Raw genomic sequence first — 15631 nt, forward strand, 5'->3', positions numbered from 1 at the left:
TGCTCTTCAAGGACTCCTCCCTCGTGCTGTTCCTCGGCGTCACCCTGGAGGAGCGCCGGGGCGGCGGGGGCCGGCCTCGGCGACGGCGTCGGCGTGCGCACCGCCGTCGCGGTGGCCGTCGCCGTCGCCGTCGCCGAACTGCTGCTGCGCCGCTGTGTCCGCCGGTTCGGCGGGGTCACCGGTGACGTGTTCGGCGCGGTCGCGGAGACCGCGGCGACCACCACGCTGGTGCTGCTGTCGCTCGGCCGGTAGCGCCGTCCGGCCCGGGGCGGTGCGCTGTCCGGCACCGCGCCCCCGCGGGGGCCGCTGCTACGGCAGTTTCAGGGTGAGCGCCGACTGGAGCAGACCGGGGGACGCCCAGGCCGAGCGTTCGCCGGCGTACGCCGTGCCGAACGGGGCCGTGCCCAGTACCTGCTGCTGCCTGGTCCCCTCCGGTGCCGTCACCGGGATCTTCGTGCCGGACGGGGCGGTGACCGTCACGGTGTCGCCGATCCGGTAGGCCGTGACCTTGCCCGCGTCGAGCGCGGTCTGCCACTTCGCCCGGTTCTGCAGCTCGGCGCCGATGGCGCTCTGGCGCAGGTTGACGACCGGCGTGTTGTCGGCGAACAGGGCCTGGTAGTCGGCCAGGACACGGTCCAGCACCGGGTACAGGACGCGGCCCTCGGCCAGGTTGGACTGGTGGGCGAAGTGCGGACGCGGGTCGTTGCTCAGCACGTGCCCGAGGTCGGCGTGCGCCTCGGTGGGCACGATGTGGCCGGTGAACCCGGTGGCCGTGTCCAGCGGCCGGGGCAGACAGGTCGAGGTCGGGCTGTTCTCGCAGACGCCGCTGCCGCCGTCCGTCCTGGACGTGTAGATCCAGTTGTACTCGTCGGCCATCTCGGCCTCGGTGGCGACGTTGTAGTACACGTTCATCGGGTAGCGCGGCACGGTCAGCGTGCCGCTGCCCACGGTCCGCTGCACGGACTCACGGGAGTTGTCCGAGGCGGTCCACTTCACGCCGTTCAGGGCGAGGGCGGGTCCGAGCTCGGGGTTGTCCTGCGGCTGCTGCGGCAGCGTCCTCAGACCCGAGTGCTCGCCGGTGACCAGCTCGCCGGGATCGACGGAGAGGCCGTGCAGCAGCGCCCAGTCGTAGTTGTCGGCGATCTGGGCGGAGATGTCGGAGCGGCTCACCCACTTCGTCGAGCCGTCGGCGTTCTTCACGCAGCTCCACGGCACGGTCGTCACGTCCTGGACGCAGCCGAGGAACAGGTGGGTGTAGGTGTGGTTCACCCAGCGGTACTCGGCCCTGTCCTTCAGCAGCTGGTCCGTCAGCGGGTCCTTGCCGCCGTTCTCGCTCTTCCACTCCTCGCCGGCGCCCGCGTTGAAGACCATGTCCAGCGTGAAGCCGTGGGCGCGCTGCCAGGAGGCCAGGTACTGGGCGTCGGCCGGGGTCATCCGGATCGGTGTCCCGGTGTCGCCGCCGCCCGCGCAGTCGATGTCGCCGGGGGTGCAGTTGCGCTCGGTGTCCCAGCGGGCGTCCGGCGCGAAGACGTCGTCGACGTGGACCGCGAAGTAGTTGCGGGCCTGCCCGAGGTGCACGCCCTGGGTCAGCCACTCGACCATGCCGCGGGCCAGCACCCGGAACTGCTGCTGGTACTGGTTGTAGGCGAAGGTCACCACCAGCTCGCGGCGGCCGTCGTGGGCGTACTCGCCGAGCAGGCTGCCGGTGCCCGCGCCGCCGGGCACGGGGGTGTCGACGTAGCTGGTGAAGCCGGTGCGGGGCTGGGCGGCATAGCCGTAGCTCTCGTCCACCGAGGGCGAGTTGTCCTCGAAGGAGAAGGCGCCCCGCAGATAGCCGAAGGGGCCCGTCCGGCCGGCCGGGGTGACGTTCGCCGGGCGCCCGTCGAGCGGGCCGGCGTAGCCGCCCGCGTCGGTGTAGTCGAGCCCGACCTCGGGGTGGGCCCAGGTGTAGGCGTCGAGCTGCGGGATGCCGTACGTCCTCTCGTAGCTCTCCAGAGCCGTCTGCTCGGCCGAACCCGCGCCGAACGGGGCCTCGTTCGGCAGGACCACGCCCTGGAACCTCGCCCGCGGCCGGCCGCCGACGGTGTCGCTCAGGAAGGCGCTGGTGATCGTGGGCCGCCCGGAGTCGTCCAGGCCGACGGTGGTGTACGGGACGCCCTCGCTCTTCAGCTGGGCGGTGATCGCGGCGACGGGGCCCGCGCCGTCGTCGACGACCAGCACCCTGAGGTCGACGCGCGGCTCGGCCGCCGCCGAGGCGTGCGGCGCGGCGAGCCCGAGTGTGATCAGCCCCGCTGCGGTGACGGTGACACCGGCGGCTCTCCAGCGGCGTGTGCGGTGGGACATGACTGGTTCCTCCCCCCAGAGGATTCTCCGTGGTGAGCCCGCGGAGAATCAGTGGAAATCATGCGAAGCGGTGGATCGGCAGCACACCGGAACCCGGTTACTGTGACGCAGGTCACGTTGTGGGGAGGCGGGATACGGCCTTCGCGCCACGCCCGGGTGAACGCTCGAAGGAATGAGCGAGGAGACGCACGCGCGTAGTCTCGTTCCGGGTGTTCGCCGACAGGGTGAGGGCCCCGGTTGCCACCTGTCCCCAGGCCTGGACCTAGGGTCGGCTCTCGGGCCCGGTCGACCCACCCCACTTCGGCCACAGCAACTTCACATCGGAAGCGAGATTTCACCACCGTGACTGCTCTGACTCTCAGCACCTCCGCGGCGCCCGGCCTGCGAGCCGACGCGATCGTGATCGGTGTCGCCAAGGGTGCCCAGGGGCCCGTCGTCGCACCCGGCGCCGAGGCCGTGGACAAGGCGTACGGCGGCAAGCTGGCCGGCGTCCTGGAGACCCTCGGCGCCTCGGGTGCCGAGGGCGAGCTGACGAAGCTGCCCGCGCCGGCCGGCTTCAAGGCCCCGCTCGTGGTGGCGGTGGGCCTCGGCCCGAAGCCCGGCGACACCGACGCCAAGAACGGCAAGGACGCGAAGGACGCCGAGGACGAGGACGCCGGGTACGACGCCGAGGCGCTGCGCAAGGCCGCCGGCGTGGCCGCCCGCGCGCTCACCGGGTCCCGGAAGGCCGCGTTCGCGCTGCCCGTGGACGGCCCCGGCGCGATCGGCGCGATCGGCGAGGGCGTGCTGCTCGGCGCCTACTCCTTCGACACCTACAAGGGCGGCGCCCAGGACTCCGGGAAGGCCAAGGCCAAGAACGGCAAGGCACCGCTGGCCGAGGCCACGCTGCTCGGCGGCAAGCCGCGCGACGCCGCCCACAAGGGCGCGCTCGCCCGCGCGGTCGCGGTCGCCGAGGAGCTGAACCGCGCCCGCGACCTGATCAACATGCCGCCGAACGACCTGACGCCCGCGGTCTTCGCCCAGATCACGCAGACCGCGGCCAAGGAGCACGGCCTCAAGGTGCAGGTGCTCGACGACAAGGCCCTGGCCAAGGGCGGCTACGGCGGCATCCTCGGCGTCGGCGGCGGCTCGGAGGCCACCCCGCGCCTGGTGAAGCTGTCGTACAAGCACCCGAAGGCGGACCGGCACCTGGCCTTCGTCGGCAAGGGCATCACCTACGACTCGGGCGGCATCTCGCTGAAGCCGGCCGGCCACAACGAGACGATGAAGTGCGACATGAGCGGTGCCGCCGCCGTGTTCGCCGCGGTCGTCGCCGCCGCCCGTCTCGGCCTGGAGGTCAACGTCACCGGCTGGCTGGCGCTGGCCGAGAACATGCCGTCCGGCTCGGCCGTGCGACCGGGTGACGTGCTGCGGATGTACAGCGGCAAGACGGTCGAGGTGCTCAACACCGACGCCGAGGGCCGGCTGGTCCTCGCCGACGCCCTGTGGGCGGCCTCGCAGGAGAACCCGGACGCGATCGTGGACGTCGCCACGCTGACCGGCGCGATGATGCTGGCGCTGGGCAGCCGGACGTTCGGCGTCATGGCCAACGACGACGCGTTCCGCTCCACGGTCCACGAGGCGGCCGAGGAGGTCGGCGAGCCGGCCTGGCCGATGCCGCTGCCGGAGCACCTGCGCAAGGGCATGGAGTCGACCGTGGCCGACATCGCGAACATGGGCGAGCGGTGGGGCGGCGGGCTGGTCGCCGGCCTGTTCCTGCGTGAGTTCGTCGGCGAGGGCATCACCTGGGCGCACCTGGACATCGCCGGCCCGGCGTTCAACGAGGGCGGGCCGTTCGGCTACACGCCCAAGGGCGGTACGGGTTCCGCCGTGCGGACGCTGGTCCGGCTGGCCGAGCTGACCGCCGCGGGTGACCTGGGCTGACGGCCGCCCGTCGGCTCGGGTGGCCTCGTCCGCCGGGTGACGGCGGGGGCGCGGGGGCCGTTCGCGCGGCTCCCCGCGCCCCCGGCGGGGCGCTCCAGTGGGCAGTCTCACACCCCAGCCCGGCGTCTCGTCCGCCTCGAACAAGTGCAAAGATGGAGCCCGGCAGGACAGGGCCCCCACCGAAGGGCCGAAGCATCAAGCGGCCGGACACCAGCCGCCCGCCGGTCATCGTCGACCGGCCTACGGCGCACATGCATGGAGGACGTGACGTGGCGAACGACGCCAGCACCGTTTTCGACCTAGTGATCCTCGGCGGTGGTAGCGGTGGTTACGCCGCGGCCCTGCGCGGGGCTCAGCTGGGCCTGGACGTCGCCCTGATCGAGAAGGACAAGGTCGGCGGCACCTGCCTGCACCGGGGTTGCATCCCCACCAAGGCCCTGCTGCACGCGGGCGAGATCGCCGACCAGGCTCGCGAGAGCGAGCAGTTCGGTGTGAAGGCCACGTTCGAGGGCATCGACGTCCCGGCCGTCCACAAGTACAAGGACGGCGTCATCGCCGGCCTGTACAAGGGTCTGCAGGGCCTCATCGCCTCGCGCAAGGTCACCTACATCGAGGGCGAGGGCCGGCTGTCCTCCGCCACCTCGGTGGACGTCAACGGCCAGCGCGTCGAGGGCCGCCACGTCCTGCTGGCGACCGGCTCCGTGCCGAAGTCGCTGCCCGGCCTGGAGATCGACGGCAACCGGATCATCTCCTCCGACCACGCCCTCGTCCTGGACCGCGTGCCGAAGTCCGCGATCATCCTGGGCGGCGGTGTCATCGGCGTCGAGTTCGCCTCGGCGTGGAAGTCCTTCGGCTCGGACGTCACCGTCATCGAGGGCCTGAAGCACCTCGTCCCGGTGGAGGACGAGAACTCCTCGAAGCTTCTGGAGCGCGCGTTCCGCAAGCGCGGCATCAAGTTCAACCTGGGCACCTTCTTCCAGAAGGCCGAGTACACCCAGGACGGCGTCAAGGTCACCCTCGTCGACGGCAAGGAGTTCGAGGCCGAGGTCCTCCTCGTCGCCGTCGGCCGCGGCCCGGTCTCGCAGGGCCTGGGCTACGAGGAGCAGGGTGTCGCCATGGACCGTGGCTACGTCCTGGTCGACGAGTACATGCGCACCAACGTCCCCACCATCTCCGCCGTCGGTGACCTGGTCCCGACGCTCCAGCTCGCGCACGTCGGCTTCGCCGAGGGCATCCTGGTGGCGGAGCGTCTGGCCGGTCTCAAGACCGTTCCGATCGACTACGACGGTGTCCCGCGGGTGACGTACTGCCACCCCGAGGTCGCCTCCGTGGGCATCACCGAGGCCAAGGCCAAGGAGATCTACGGCGCGGACAAGGTCGTCGCTCTGAAGTACAACCTGGCGGGCAACGGAAAGAGCAAGATCCTCAACACCGCGGGCGAGATCAAGCTCGTCCAGGTGAAGGACGGCGCCGTGGTCGGCGTCCACATGGTCGGCGACCGCATGGGCGAGCAGGTCGGCGAGGCCCAGCTGATCTACAACTGGGAGGCGCTGCCGGCCGAGGTCGCCCAGCTCATCCACGCCCACCCGACGCAGAACGAGGCGATGGGCGAGGCGCACCTGGCGCTCGCCGGCAAGCCGCTGCACTCCCACGACTGAGCCTTCGGTCAACGGGCGCGACGACACAGACTTTCCGCAATTCGTTAGGAGCAACCGAAACCATGGCGGTTTCCGTAACCCTTCCGGCGCTCGGTGAGAGCGTCACCGAGGGCACTGTCACCCGCTGGCTGAAGGCCGAGGGCGAGCGCGTCGAGGCCGACGAGCCGCTGCTCGAGGTCTCGACCGACAAGGTCGACACCGAGATCCCCTCGCCCGCCGCCGGCGTGCTGGCCTCCATCAAGGTCGCCGAGGACGAGACCGTCGAGGTCGGCGCCGAACTGGCCGTGATCGACGACGGCACGGGCGCGCCCGCTGCCGCCCCGGCCCCCGCCGCCGAGTACGCCCCCGCCGCCGAGTCCGCTCCGGCGGCCGAGCCGGCTCCCGCCCCGGCCGCCGAGGCGCCGGCGGCCGAGGCCCCCGCCGCCGAGGCCCCCGCCGCCGAGTACGCTCCGGCCGGTGGCGCCGAGGGCACGGACGTGGTCCTGCCCGCGCTCGGTGAGTCCGTCACCGAGGGCACCGTGACCCGCTGGCTGAAGTCGGTGGGCGACTCCGTCGAGGCCGACGAGCCGCTGCTCGAGGTCTCCACGGACAAGGTCGACACCGAGATCCCGGCGCCCACCTCCGGTGTGCTGCTGGAGATCGTGGTCGGCGAGGACGAGACCGCTGAGGTCGGCGCCAAGCTCGCCGTCATCGGCGCTCCGGGTGCCGCCCCGGCCGCCGCTCCGGCTCCGGCCGCCCCCGCTCCGGCGCCCGCCGCTGCCCCGGCCGCCCCGGCGCCCGCTCCGGCCGCCCCGGCCCCCGCCGCTCCGGCCGAGCCCGCCGCTGCCGCCCCGGCTCAGCCCGCGGCCCCGGCCCAGCCCTCCGCCCCGGCCCAGCCCGCGGCTCCGGCCCAGCCCGCGGCTCCGGCGCCCGCCCCGGCCCCGGTGACCCCGGCCACCGCGCCGACCTCGCCGACCGCCACCCAGGCGACCGACGAGGGCGCCTACGTGACCCCGCTGGTGCGCAAGCTCGCCGCCGAGAACGGCGTCGACCTGGCCACCGTCAAGGGCACCGGCGTCGGCGGCCGTATCCGCAAGCAGGACGTCATCGCCGCCGCCGAGGCCGCGAAGGCCGCCGCCCCGGCCCCGGCCGCTGCCGCCGCCCCGGCCGCCGCCAAGAAGGCCCCGGCGCTGGAGGTCTCCCCGCTGCGCGGCCAGACCGTCAAGATGCCCCGCATCCGCAAGGTCATCGGCGACAACATGGTCAAGGCGCTGCACGAGCAGGCCCAGCTGTCGTCGGTCGTGGAGGTCGACGTCACCCGCCTGATGAAGCTGCGCGCCAAGGCGAAGGACTCCTTCGCGGCCCGTGAGGGCGTCAAGCTCTCCCCGATGCCGTTCTTCGTCAAGGCCGCCGCGCAGGCGCTGAAGGCCCACCCGGTCGTCAACGCCAAGATCAACGAGGCCGAGGGCACGATCACCTACTTCGACTCCGAGAACATCGGGATCGCGGTGGACTCCGAGAAGGGCCTGATGACCCCGGTCATCAAGCGCGCCGGCGACCTCAACATCGCGGGCATCGCCAAGGCCACGGCGGAGCTGGCCGGCAAGGTCCGCGCCAACAAGATCACCCCGGACGAGCTGTCCGGCGCGACCTTCACCATCTCCAACACCGGTTCGCGTGGCGCGCTGTTCGACACGATCATCGTGCCGCCGGGCCAGGTCGCGATCCTCGGCATCGGTGCCACGGTCAAGCGTCCGGCCGTCATCGAGACCGAGGAGGGCACGGTCATCGGCGTCCGCGACATGACCTACCTGACCCTCTCCTACGACCACCGCCTGGTCGACGGCGCCGACGCGGCCCGTTACCTGACGGCGGTCAAGGCGATCCTGGAGGCGGGCGAGTTCGAGGTCGAGCTCGGTCTGTAACGGGGGCGAGGCTCTCACCGAAGGAGAGCCGGTCCTCTGTTCTCCCTGATCAGGCAGTGCGGCACCCCGCCCGGAGCGTTCCGGGCGGGGTGTTCGTGTTTGTCGGCACACCGAGCGTGTAAGGCTCGTCTCACCTGCGCAAAAGCACGTCCATGCGCCCTGCCCGCCGAGCGAACCGGCCGTATTGTCTAAACGACGAAGCCCCCCGGAGGCCGCTAGCACGCCTCTTCCTAAGGAGCCCTCATGACCGCGCCCGTCGTCCACTCGCTGCGCGAGCAGATCCGCGAGCACATCGTGGAGGGGATCGTCAGCGGGCGCTGGCAGCCCGGCGAGCGGATCGTGGAGCGCCGGATCGCCACCGAGCTGGAGGTGAGCCAGACGCCGGTGCGTGAGGCCCTGCGCGAGCTGGAGTCGCTGCGGCTGATCGAGTCGGCGCCGAACAAGGGCGTGCGCGTACGCAATCTGACCGCGGCCGACCTGGAGGAGAGCTACCCGGTGCGGGCCGGTCTGGAGGCGATCGCGGCCGAGCTGGCGGCGGAGCGGCTGGCGGAGGACTGCTCGGCGCTGGAGCCGCACGTCCTGGCCCTGTACGAGGCCGACCGGAACACGGACGGCACGGCCCAGGTGCGCCACACGGTCGGTTTCCACCGGGAGCTGGTCCGCGCGGCCCGCAACTCGGTGCTGCTGCACACCTGGGAAGGTCTGGGCATCGAGGTCTTCACGGCGCTGTCCATCCGCTGGCTGGGGACGGTCCAGCAGTCGTACGCGGAGGAGCACGAGGAGCTGGTGCAGGCGTTCAAGCGGCGTGATCCGCGCATCGCCGAGCTGGTGAAGGCGCACGTCCTGGGCTGCGCTCCGCGGCCCTGACGGCACCCGAGCGCCCCCTCGCTCACCTGCGAAAACACGGCCGGAAGGCGTCACCCGGTGCCATCGCGGCAGGCACCGCGTGCCTAGTTTCTTCAAATCGAGAGGTTTTCGGCCCTCACCCTTTGATCGATCATCGATCAGGGAGTTACAGTCACCGACGGACTTCCACCGAAGTCCGCGCCCTGTCCTGCCAAAGACCTAGGGCACCCCCGAACCCTTACCGATGAGGGAACCCCCTTCGACTGAGGAAGGCGGCGACATGACCGACCCCAACGCCATCCAGCCGAGCGCGCTCGACCAGCTCCCGGACCGCGACCCGGAGGAGACCGCCGAATGGCAGGCCTCCCTCGACGCCGTCGCACGGGAGGCCGGGCCGCACCGCGCCGCGTACCTGATGCGGCGCACGCTGGAGCGCGCCGAGCGGGGCGGCGTCGCGCTGCCGAAGCTCCTCGAGACGGACTACGTCAACACCATCCCCACCTCCGCGGAGCCGGGCCTGCCCGGTGACCCGGAGATGGAGGCCCGGATCACCGCCTGGAACCGCTGGAACGCGGCCGCCATGGTGACCCGCGGCGCGAAGCACGGCGTCGGCGGCCACATCGCCACCTTCGCCTCCGCGGCCTGGCTGTACGAGACCGGCTTCAACCACTTCTTCAAGGGCAAGGAGGGCGACGGTTCCGGCGACCAGCTGTACATCCAGGGCCACGCCTCCCCCGGCATCTACGCCCGCGCCTTCCTCGACGGCCGGCTGAACGAGCACCACCTGGACAACTTCCGCCAGGAAGCGGGCGGCAACGGCCTGCCGTCGTACCCGCACCCGCGCCGGCTGCCCTGGCTGTGGGAGTTCCCGACCGTCTCCATGGGCCTCGGCCCGCTGTCGGCGATCTACCAGGCGCGGTTCAACCGCTACCTGACCAACCGCGGCATCAAGGACGTCTCCGCCTCGCACGTCTGGGCCTTCCTGGGCGACGGTGAGATGGACGAGCCGGAGTCGACGGCGGCCCTCGCGCTCGCCGCCCGTGAGGAGCTGGACAACCTCACCTTCGTCATCAACTGCAACCTGCAGCGCCTGGACGGCCCGGTCCGCGCCAACTTCAAGATCGTGCAGGAGCTGGAGGCCCAGTTCCGCGGCGCCGGCTGGAACGTCGTCAAGACGCTGTGGGGCACCGCCTGGGACGAGCTGTTCCAGCTCGACACCACCGGCGCGCTGGTACGCCGCCTGCGCCAGGTACCGGACGCGCAGGTCCAGACGTACCAGACCCGTGGTGCCGCCTACATCCGCGAGGACTTCTTCGGTGCCGACCCGGCGCTGGCGGAGATGGCGAAGCTGCTGAGCGACGACAAGATCCTCGAGTGCTTCCACCTCTCGCGCGGCGGCCACGAGGCCCGCAAGGTCTACGCCGCGTACAAGGCCGCCGTCGAGCACAAGGGCGCGCCGACCGTGATCCTGGCCCAGACGGTCAAGGGCCACACCCTCGGCGAGGGCTTCGCGTCGAAGAACGCCAACCACCAGATGAAGAAGCTCTCGGTGGACGAGTTCAAGACGATGCGCGACCTGCTGGAGCTGCCGATCAAGGACAGCGACTTCATCGACGGTGTGGTCCCCTACGGCCACCCCGGCGCCGACTCCCCCGAGGTCCGCTACCTCCAGGAGCGCCGCGCGGCCCTCGGCGGCCCGGCCCCGGCCCGCCGCACGCACGCGCTGGCCCCGCTGCCCGCCCCCGCAGAGAAGGCGTTCGCCTCCTTCGACAAGGGCTCCGGCTCGCAGAACGTGGCCACCACGATGGCCTTCGTCCGCCTCGTCAAGGACCTGGTCCGCGACAAGGAGACCGGCAAGCGCTGGGTGCCGATCGTCCCCGACGAGGCGCGCACCTTCGGCATGGAGTCGCTGTTCCCGTCGCTCGGCATCTACTCCCCCAAGGGCCAGACGTACGAGCCGGTCGACCGCGACCAGCTGATGTACTACAAGGAGGCCAAGAACGGCCAGATCCTCAACGAGGGGATCACCGAGGCCGGTTCGATGGCCGACTTCATCGCCGCGTCCACCGCGTACGCGACGCACGGCGAGGCGATGATCCCGTTCTACATCTTCTACTCGATGTTCGGCTGGCAGCGCACGGCCGACCAGATGTGGCAGCTCGGCGACCAGCTCGGCCGCGGCTTCCTCGTCGGCGCGACGGCCGGCCGTACGACCCTGACGGGCGAGGGCCTGCAGCACGCCGACGGCCACTCCCCGGTCATCGCGGCCACCAACCCGGCCGCCCTGACCTACGACCCCGCGTTCGCCTACGAGGTGGCGGTCATCGTCCGCGAGGGTCTGCGCCGGATGTACGGCGAGGCCAAGGAGGGCGAGGACCAGAACGTCTTCTACTACCTCACGGTCTACAACGAGCCGCTGCCGCAGCCGGCCAAGCCGCAGGGCCTCGGCATCGACGAAGGCATCGTCAAGGGCCTGTACCGCTTCAACACGGCGGAGTCGGCGGGCGTGTCCGCGCCGGCCAACGCCCCGCGCATCCAGCTGCTGGGCTCGGGTACGGCCATCCACTGGGCCCTCGAGGCCCAGAAGCTGCTCGCCGAGGAGTGGGGCGTGGCCGCCGACGTGTGGTCCGCGACCTCCTGGTCCGAGCTGCGCCGGGACGCGATGGAGGCCGACGCGGCGCTGCTGCGCGGCGAGGAGCGGGCGCCGTACGTCCGCCAGGCGCTCCAGGGCGCCGAGGGCCCGGTGCTGGCCGTCTCCGACTACATGCGCCAGGTCCCGGACCAGATCGCGCAGTGGGTCGAGCAGGACTGGTCCTCGCTGGGCGCCGACGGTTTCGGCCTGTCGGACACCCGTGAGGCCGCCCGCCGCCACTTCGGTGTCGACGCCGAGTCGATCGTCGTCGCGGCCCTGGCCCAGCTCGCCCGGCGCGGCGAGGTGAAGGCCACGTCGGTCAAGGAGGCCCGGGAGAAGTACGGGCTGTAGCAGAGCCAGCTGATGAGGCCCCCGCTCCGGCGGGGGCCTCATTGCATGATGGCCGTATGCGCGCTGCCCGACTGATCAAAATGGTGCTGCTCCTGCAGTCCCGGCCGGCCATGACCGCCGCCGAGCTGGCGCGGGAGCTGGAGGTGTCGGAGCGGACCGTGACGCGGGACGCGCAGGCCCTGTCGGAGGCGGGGGTGCCGGTGTACGCCGACCGGGGGCGGGCCGGCGGGTACCGGCTGGTCGGCGGTTACCGGACGCGGCTCACCGGGCTGGCCAGGAGCGAGGCCGAGGCGCTGTTCCTGAGCGGCGTACCGGGGGCGCTGCGGGAGATGGGGCTGGCGGACGCGGCCTCGGCGGCCCGGCTGAAGGTCTCCGCCGCGCTGCTGCCCTCGCTGCGGGACGCCCCGGACACGGCCGCCCAGCGGTTCCACCTGGACGCGCCCGCCTGGTTCCGGGAGCCGGAGACGCCCGCGCTGCTGCCGGTGCTCGCCGAGGCGGTGTGGGAGGACAGCCGTGTCCTCGCCCGTTACCGGCGCGGGGACCGCGAGGTGGAGCGGCGGCTGGAACCGTACGGGCTCGTGCTGAAGGCGGGGGTCTGGTACCTGTGCGCGCGGGTGGCCGGGAGCGGCTCCTTCCGGACCTACCGGATCGACCGGTTCGGTGCCGCCGAGGCCCTCCCGGAACGCTTCGGCCGTGACCCGGACTTCGATCTGCCCGGCTTCTGGGCGGAGCAGGCCGAGCGGTTCGCCCGGTCGATCCTGCGCGCCGAGGTCGTCGTACGGCTCTCCCCGGAGGGGGTGCGCCGGCTGCCGCACGCCGTCGACCCGCTCGGCGCGCGCCAGGCGCTGGACGGTGCGGGCGCGCCGGACGCCGGAGGCTGGGTGACGGTGACGCTGCCCGTGGAGTCGGAGGAGGTCGCGCACACCCAGCTGACGGCGCTCGGGCCGGAGGCCGAGGTGCTGGCGCCGGCCCGCCTGCGGGAGCGGTTCGCGGCGGACGCCGCCCGGGCCGCCGGGCTGTACCGCGGTACGGACGGCTGACGACGATCCGCGTACTCCGCGTGCGCCCGACCGGCCGAGGCCCGATGCTGGTGCCGTGATGGACGAGACGGAGTTCTGGGAGCTGATCGACACGACCCGCGAGGCTGCCGAGGGTGATCCCGAGGAACAGGCCGACCTGCTCGTGGACCGGCTGCTCCAGCTGGACCCCGAGCTGGTCCTGGACTTCGCCCGTCACTTCGAGGCCCGCTACAACCGCGCCTACCGCTGGGATCTGTGGGGTGCCGCATGGCTGCTGCTGGACGGGTGCAGCGACGACGCGTTCGACTTCTTCCGGTGCTGGCTGATCGGCCAGGGCCGGGAGGTCTACGAGGGTGCCCTGCACGACCCTGACGCGCTGGCGGATCTGCTGGGCGAGTTCGACGAGGAGATCGACGGCGACGGCGAGGAGCTGGGGTACGCGGCGGACGAGGCGTACGAGCAGCTGACCGGGGCCGTCGCGCCCGACCTGGGCATCGCCCCGGCGCCGGCCGAGCCGGAGGGCACGCCGCTGGACCTGGAGAGCGACCGGGCGCTGGCGCAGCGGTATCCCCGTCTGTGGGAGCGGTTCAGGGGGTAGGGCGGGTAGGGCGCGGGGCTGGGTGCGAGCCGCGCACGGCCTGCGGCTTCCCCGCCGGTTTTCCCGTGCCCGTCGGTTTTCCCGTGTCCGTCGGCTCGTCTGTGCCTGTCGGTTCGCCCGTGCCCGTCGGCTTCGCTGTCGCCGTGCGGCTCGGTGCGGGTGCCCGGCCCTGCAGCAGGGCGGCCCGCTCCCGGATCTTCGGGAGGCTGGCGGTGAGGGCCGATCCGGGGCAGTCGGTCCGGTAGCCGTCCTGGTGGCCGGCGAGGACGGGCAGCGTGGCGGGGGTGCCCGCCTTGTAGCGGCTGAGGCCGCTGCTGGAGACCAGCCGGACCCGGCCGCGGGGATCGACGTCGGCCAGGCCGAGTTTCCAGGCGGCCAGGGCGGCGATCGCGTCGGTCATGGCCCGGGGCACGGGGACGCCGGCGGTGAAGGTGCCGAGGGCGGCGATGCCGGCGGTGCGGTGGTTGAAGCCCTGGGCGTGGGCGCCGGTGACGGGCCGGTCGACGCCTCCGGCGCGGCCCTCGTAGATGGTGCCGCAGCGGTCGACGATGAAGTTGTAGCCGATGTCGTCCCAGCCCCGGGCGCCGGTCTGCCCGGAGTACAGGTGCCGGATGATGCGGGGCGCGTCGGCGCACCGGTAGCCGTTGGGCGAGTCCGTGTGGTGGACGAAGACGGCGACGACCTTGTCGTCGTAGCGCGGTGGCGGCTGGCTGCGCCCGGTGCTGCGGTCCAGCCACCCCGAGCGCGGCACGATGCGCGGCCGGGCGGCGCCGTGGAGGGCGGGCGGCCGGGCCGCGGCGGCGGTGCGGCCGGGCACGGTGGCCCGCTCGACGCCGCGGGCGCACAGCGCCAGCGCGACCACGGCCAGTACCCCGGGCAGGCACCCGAGCAGCACGCGTACCGTGCGGAGGGTCCGTACGGTGCGCGGTTTCCGGGCCTTCGGGGCTCTTCGGACGACACGCATGATCCCACTCTCGGGCCGCTGTACCGCGCCCGCGATGTGCGCTGTGCCACCTGGTGGAACCATCATCCCGGTCCGGGTCGTTTCAGGAGGGTACACACGTCCGTGGCCGGTGCCGCCGTCCGGTGGCCGCCGCACACGTGCGTGGCTGATCATCGGACCGGTCCCGTCCGTACTGAGGGGTCCGAGAGAAAGGCGGCTCAGTGGACCTGCTCGATCTGGTGCTTGCGCTGGTGGTCGTCGTCTACGCGGTGTCCGGGTACCGGCGCGGACTGGTGGCCGGCTGTGTCTCGCTGGCCGGGTTCGTGGGCGGCGCGGTCGTCGGTGTGTGGGTGCTGCCGTGGGTGACGGGCCAGGTGGAGCGGGGCTCGTCGGCGGCCACGGTGCTCGCGGTGCTGACCGTGCTGGTGCCGGCGGCGGTCGGTCACGAGTTGGCGGGCCGGCTGGCGCTGCGGCTGCGCGGGGAGCTGGACCGGGGTCCGTTGCGGGTGGTGGACGGGATCGGGGGCGCGGCGGCGAACTCGGTCGCGGTGCTGGTCGTGGCCTGGGTGGCGGCCAGTGTGCTGGCGGCGGCCCCGTCGGGGACCCTGACGACGGCGATCCGGAACTCGGCGCTGCTGGGCGCGGTGCAGGACGCGATGCCGCAGACCACGCCCGCGTGGTTCTCCAGGGCCACCTCGGCGCTCACCGAGGCGGGTTTCCCGCAGGTCTTCAACCCGTTCGAGAACGAGTCGACGGCCCGGGTGGCCCGGCCGACCGGTGACAGCGTCACCCCGGCGGCGACGGACGCGGCCAGGCTGAGCACGGTGAAGATCGAGGGCGCCGCCGGCGCCGAGGGCCGTGAGGGCAGCGGGTTCGTCTACGCGGCCCGGCATGTGATGACCAACGCGCACGTGGTGGCCGGCATCGACCACCCGAGCGTCCGCGTCGGCGGGGTCGGGCGGTCGTACGAGGCCCGGGTGGTGCTCTTCGACCCGGACCGGGACGTGGCGGTGCTGTACGTGCCCGGGCTGCGCGCCCCGGTGCTGCGGTTCGACACCGGCGCGGAGCGCGGGGACTCGGCGGTGGTGGCGGGCTATCCGCAGGACGGGGGCCTGAACCTCCAGGCGGCGACGGTCGGCAACCGGGTGCGGGCGACCGGCCAGAACATCTACAACGACGGCACGGTCACCCGGGAGGTCTACTCGGTCCGTTCCACGGTCCGGCCGGGCAACTCCGGCGGCCCGCTGCTGACCACGGACGGCCGGGTGTTCGGGGTGGTCTTCGCCCGCTCCACGGCGGACGCCGAGACGGGGTACGCGCTGACGGCGGACGAGGTGGCGGACGACGCCCGGCACGCGGCGACGGCGACGGCACCGGTGGACACGGGCCGGCTGGTCGACGCCTAGGGCCTGTC

10 protein-coding genes and 1 pseudogene are annotated in these 15631 nt (G+C 72.5%); 9 read left to right on the forward strand and 2 right to left on the reverse strand.

Annotation, left to right across the window (positions count from 1 at the left end; translation table 11 throughout):
- Positions 1-252 (forward strand): adenosylcobinamide-GDP ribazoletransferase (locus tag AB0B40_RS27635; RefSeq protein ID WP_362266135.1); only part of this gene is annotated, 252 nt, incomplete at its 5' end.
- A gap of 57 nt (positions 253-309) precedes the next feature.
- Here AB0B40_RS27635 and AB0B40_RS27640 read toward each other — a convergent pair.
- Entirely contained in the window at positions 310-2343 is a 2034-nt protein-coding gene (locus tag AB0B40_RS27640) for a hypothetical protein (protein ID WP_362266138.1), read from the reverse strand.
- A 342-nt stretch (positions 2344-2685) separates the two neighbouring features.
- On the opposite strand from AB0B40_RS27640, the gene AB0B40_RS27645 reads away from it, so the two are divergent.
- The 7 genes from AB0B40_RS27645 (at position 2686) to AB0B40_RS27675 (ending at position 13274) form a co-directional block, all read left to right on the forward strand.
- Positions 2686-4266: a leucyl aminopeptidase gene (locus AB0B40_RS27645; protein ID WP_362266140.1), complete on the forward strand. Its 1581-nt coding sequence runs from the start codon at positions 2686-2688 to the stop codon at positions 4264-4266.
- Between the two features lie 269 nt (positions 4267-4535).
- Positions 4536-5924, forward strand: coding sequence for a dihydrolipoyl dehydrogenase (gene lpdA, locus AB0B40_RS27650; protein ID WP_345060622.1), 1389 nt, complete (start codon positions 4536-4538; stop codon positions 5922-5924).
- A 62-nt stretch (positions 5925-5986) separates the two neighbouring features.
- Positions 5987-7828 carry a 2-oxoglutarate dehydrogenase, E2 component, dihydrolipoamide succinyltransferase gene (gene sucB, locus AB0B40_RS27655; RefSeq protein ID WP_362266142.1) on the forward strand — a complete coding sequence of 614 codons (1842 nt, stop codon included), beginning with the start codon at positions 5987-5989 and terminating at the stop codon, positions 7826-7828.
- Positions 7829-8071: 243 nt separating this feature from the next.
- Positions 8072-8695 carry a GntR family transcriptional regulator gene (locus AB0B40_RS27660; protein ID WP_345059600.1) on the forward strand — a complete coding sequence of 208 codons (624 nt, stop codon included), beginning with the start codon at positions 8072-8074 and terminating at the stop codon, positions 8693-8695.
- 259 nt (positions 8696-8954) lie between these two features.
- Complete coding sequence (gene aceE / locus AB0B40_RS27665; RefSeq protein WP_345059602.1) at positions 8955-11657, forward strand: pyruvate dehydrogenase (acetyl-transferring), homodimeric type; 2703 nt, start codon at positions 8955-8957, stop codon at positions 11655-11657.
- A gap of 56 nt (positions 11658-11713) precedes the next feature.
- On the forward strand, positions 11714-12697 hold the full coding sequence (locus AB0B40_RS27670; protein ID WP_345059604.1) for a WYL domain-containing protein: 984 nt from the start codon (positions 11714-11716) through the stop codon (positions 12695-12697).
- A gap of 58 nt (positions 12698-12755) precedes the next feature.
- The gene (locus tag AB0B40_RS27675; RefSeq protein WP_345059614.1) at positions 12756-13274 is read left to right on the forward strand and encodes a DUF4240 domain-containing protein; all 519 of its coding nucleotides are present in this window, start codon (positions 12756-12758) and stop codon (positions 13272-13274) included.
- Positions 13275-13437: 163 nt separating this feature from the next.
- Here AB0B40_RS27675 and AB0B40_RS27680 read toward each other — a convergent pair.
- Positions 13438-14169, reverse strand: a pseudogene (locus AB0B40_RS27680) (peptidoglycan recognition protein); the annotation flags it as partial.
- 269 nt (positions 14170-14438) lie between these two features.
- Here AB0B40_RS27680 and AB0B40_RS27685 point away from each other — a divergent pair.
- Positions 14439-15623 (forward strand): MarP family serine protease, encoded by a 1185-nt coding sequence (locus tag AB0B40_RS27685; RefSeq protein ID WP_345059606.1) that lies wholly within the window; start codon positions 14439-14441, stop codon positions 15621-15623.
- Positions 15624-15631: the final 8 nt, after the last annotated feature.

It is taken from the genome of Streptomyces sp. NPDC042638 (genome assembly GCF_040647235.1).
Lineage (GTDB): Bacteria > Actinomycetota > Actinomycetes > Streptomycetales > Streptomycetaceae > Streptomyces > Streptomyces rameus.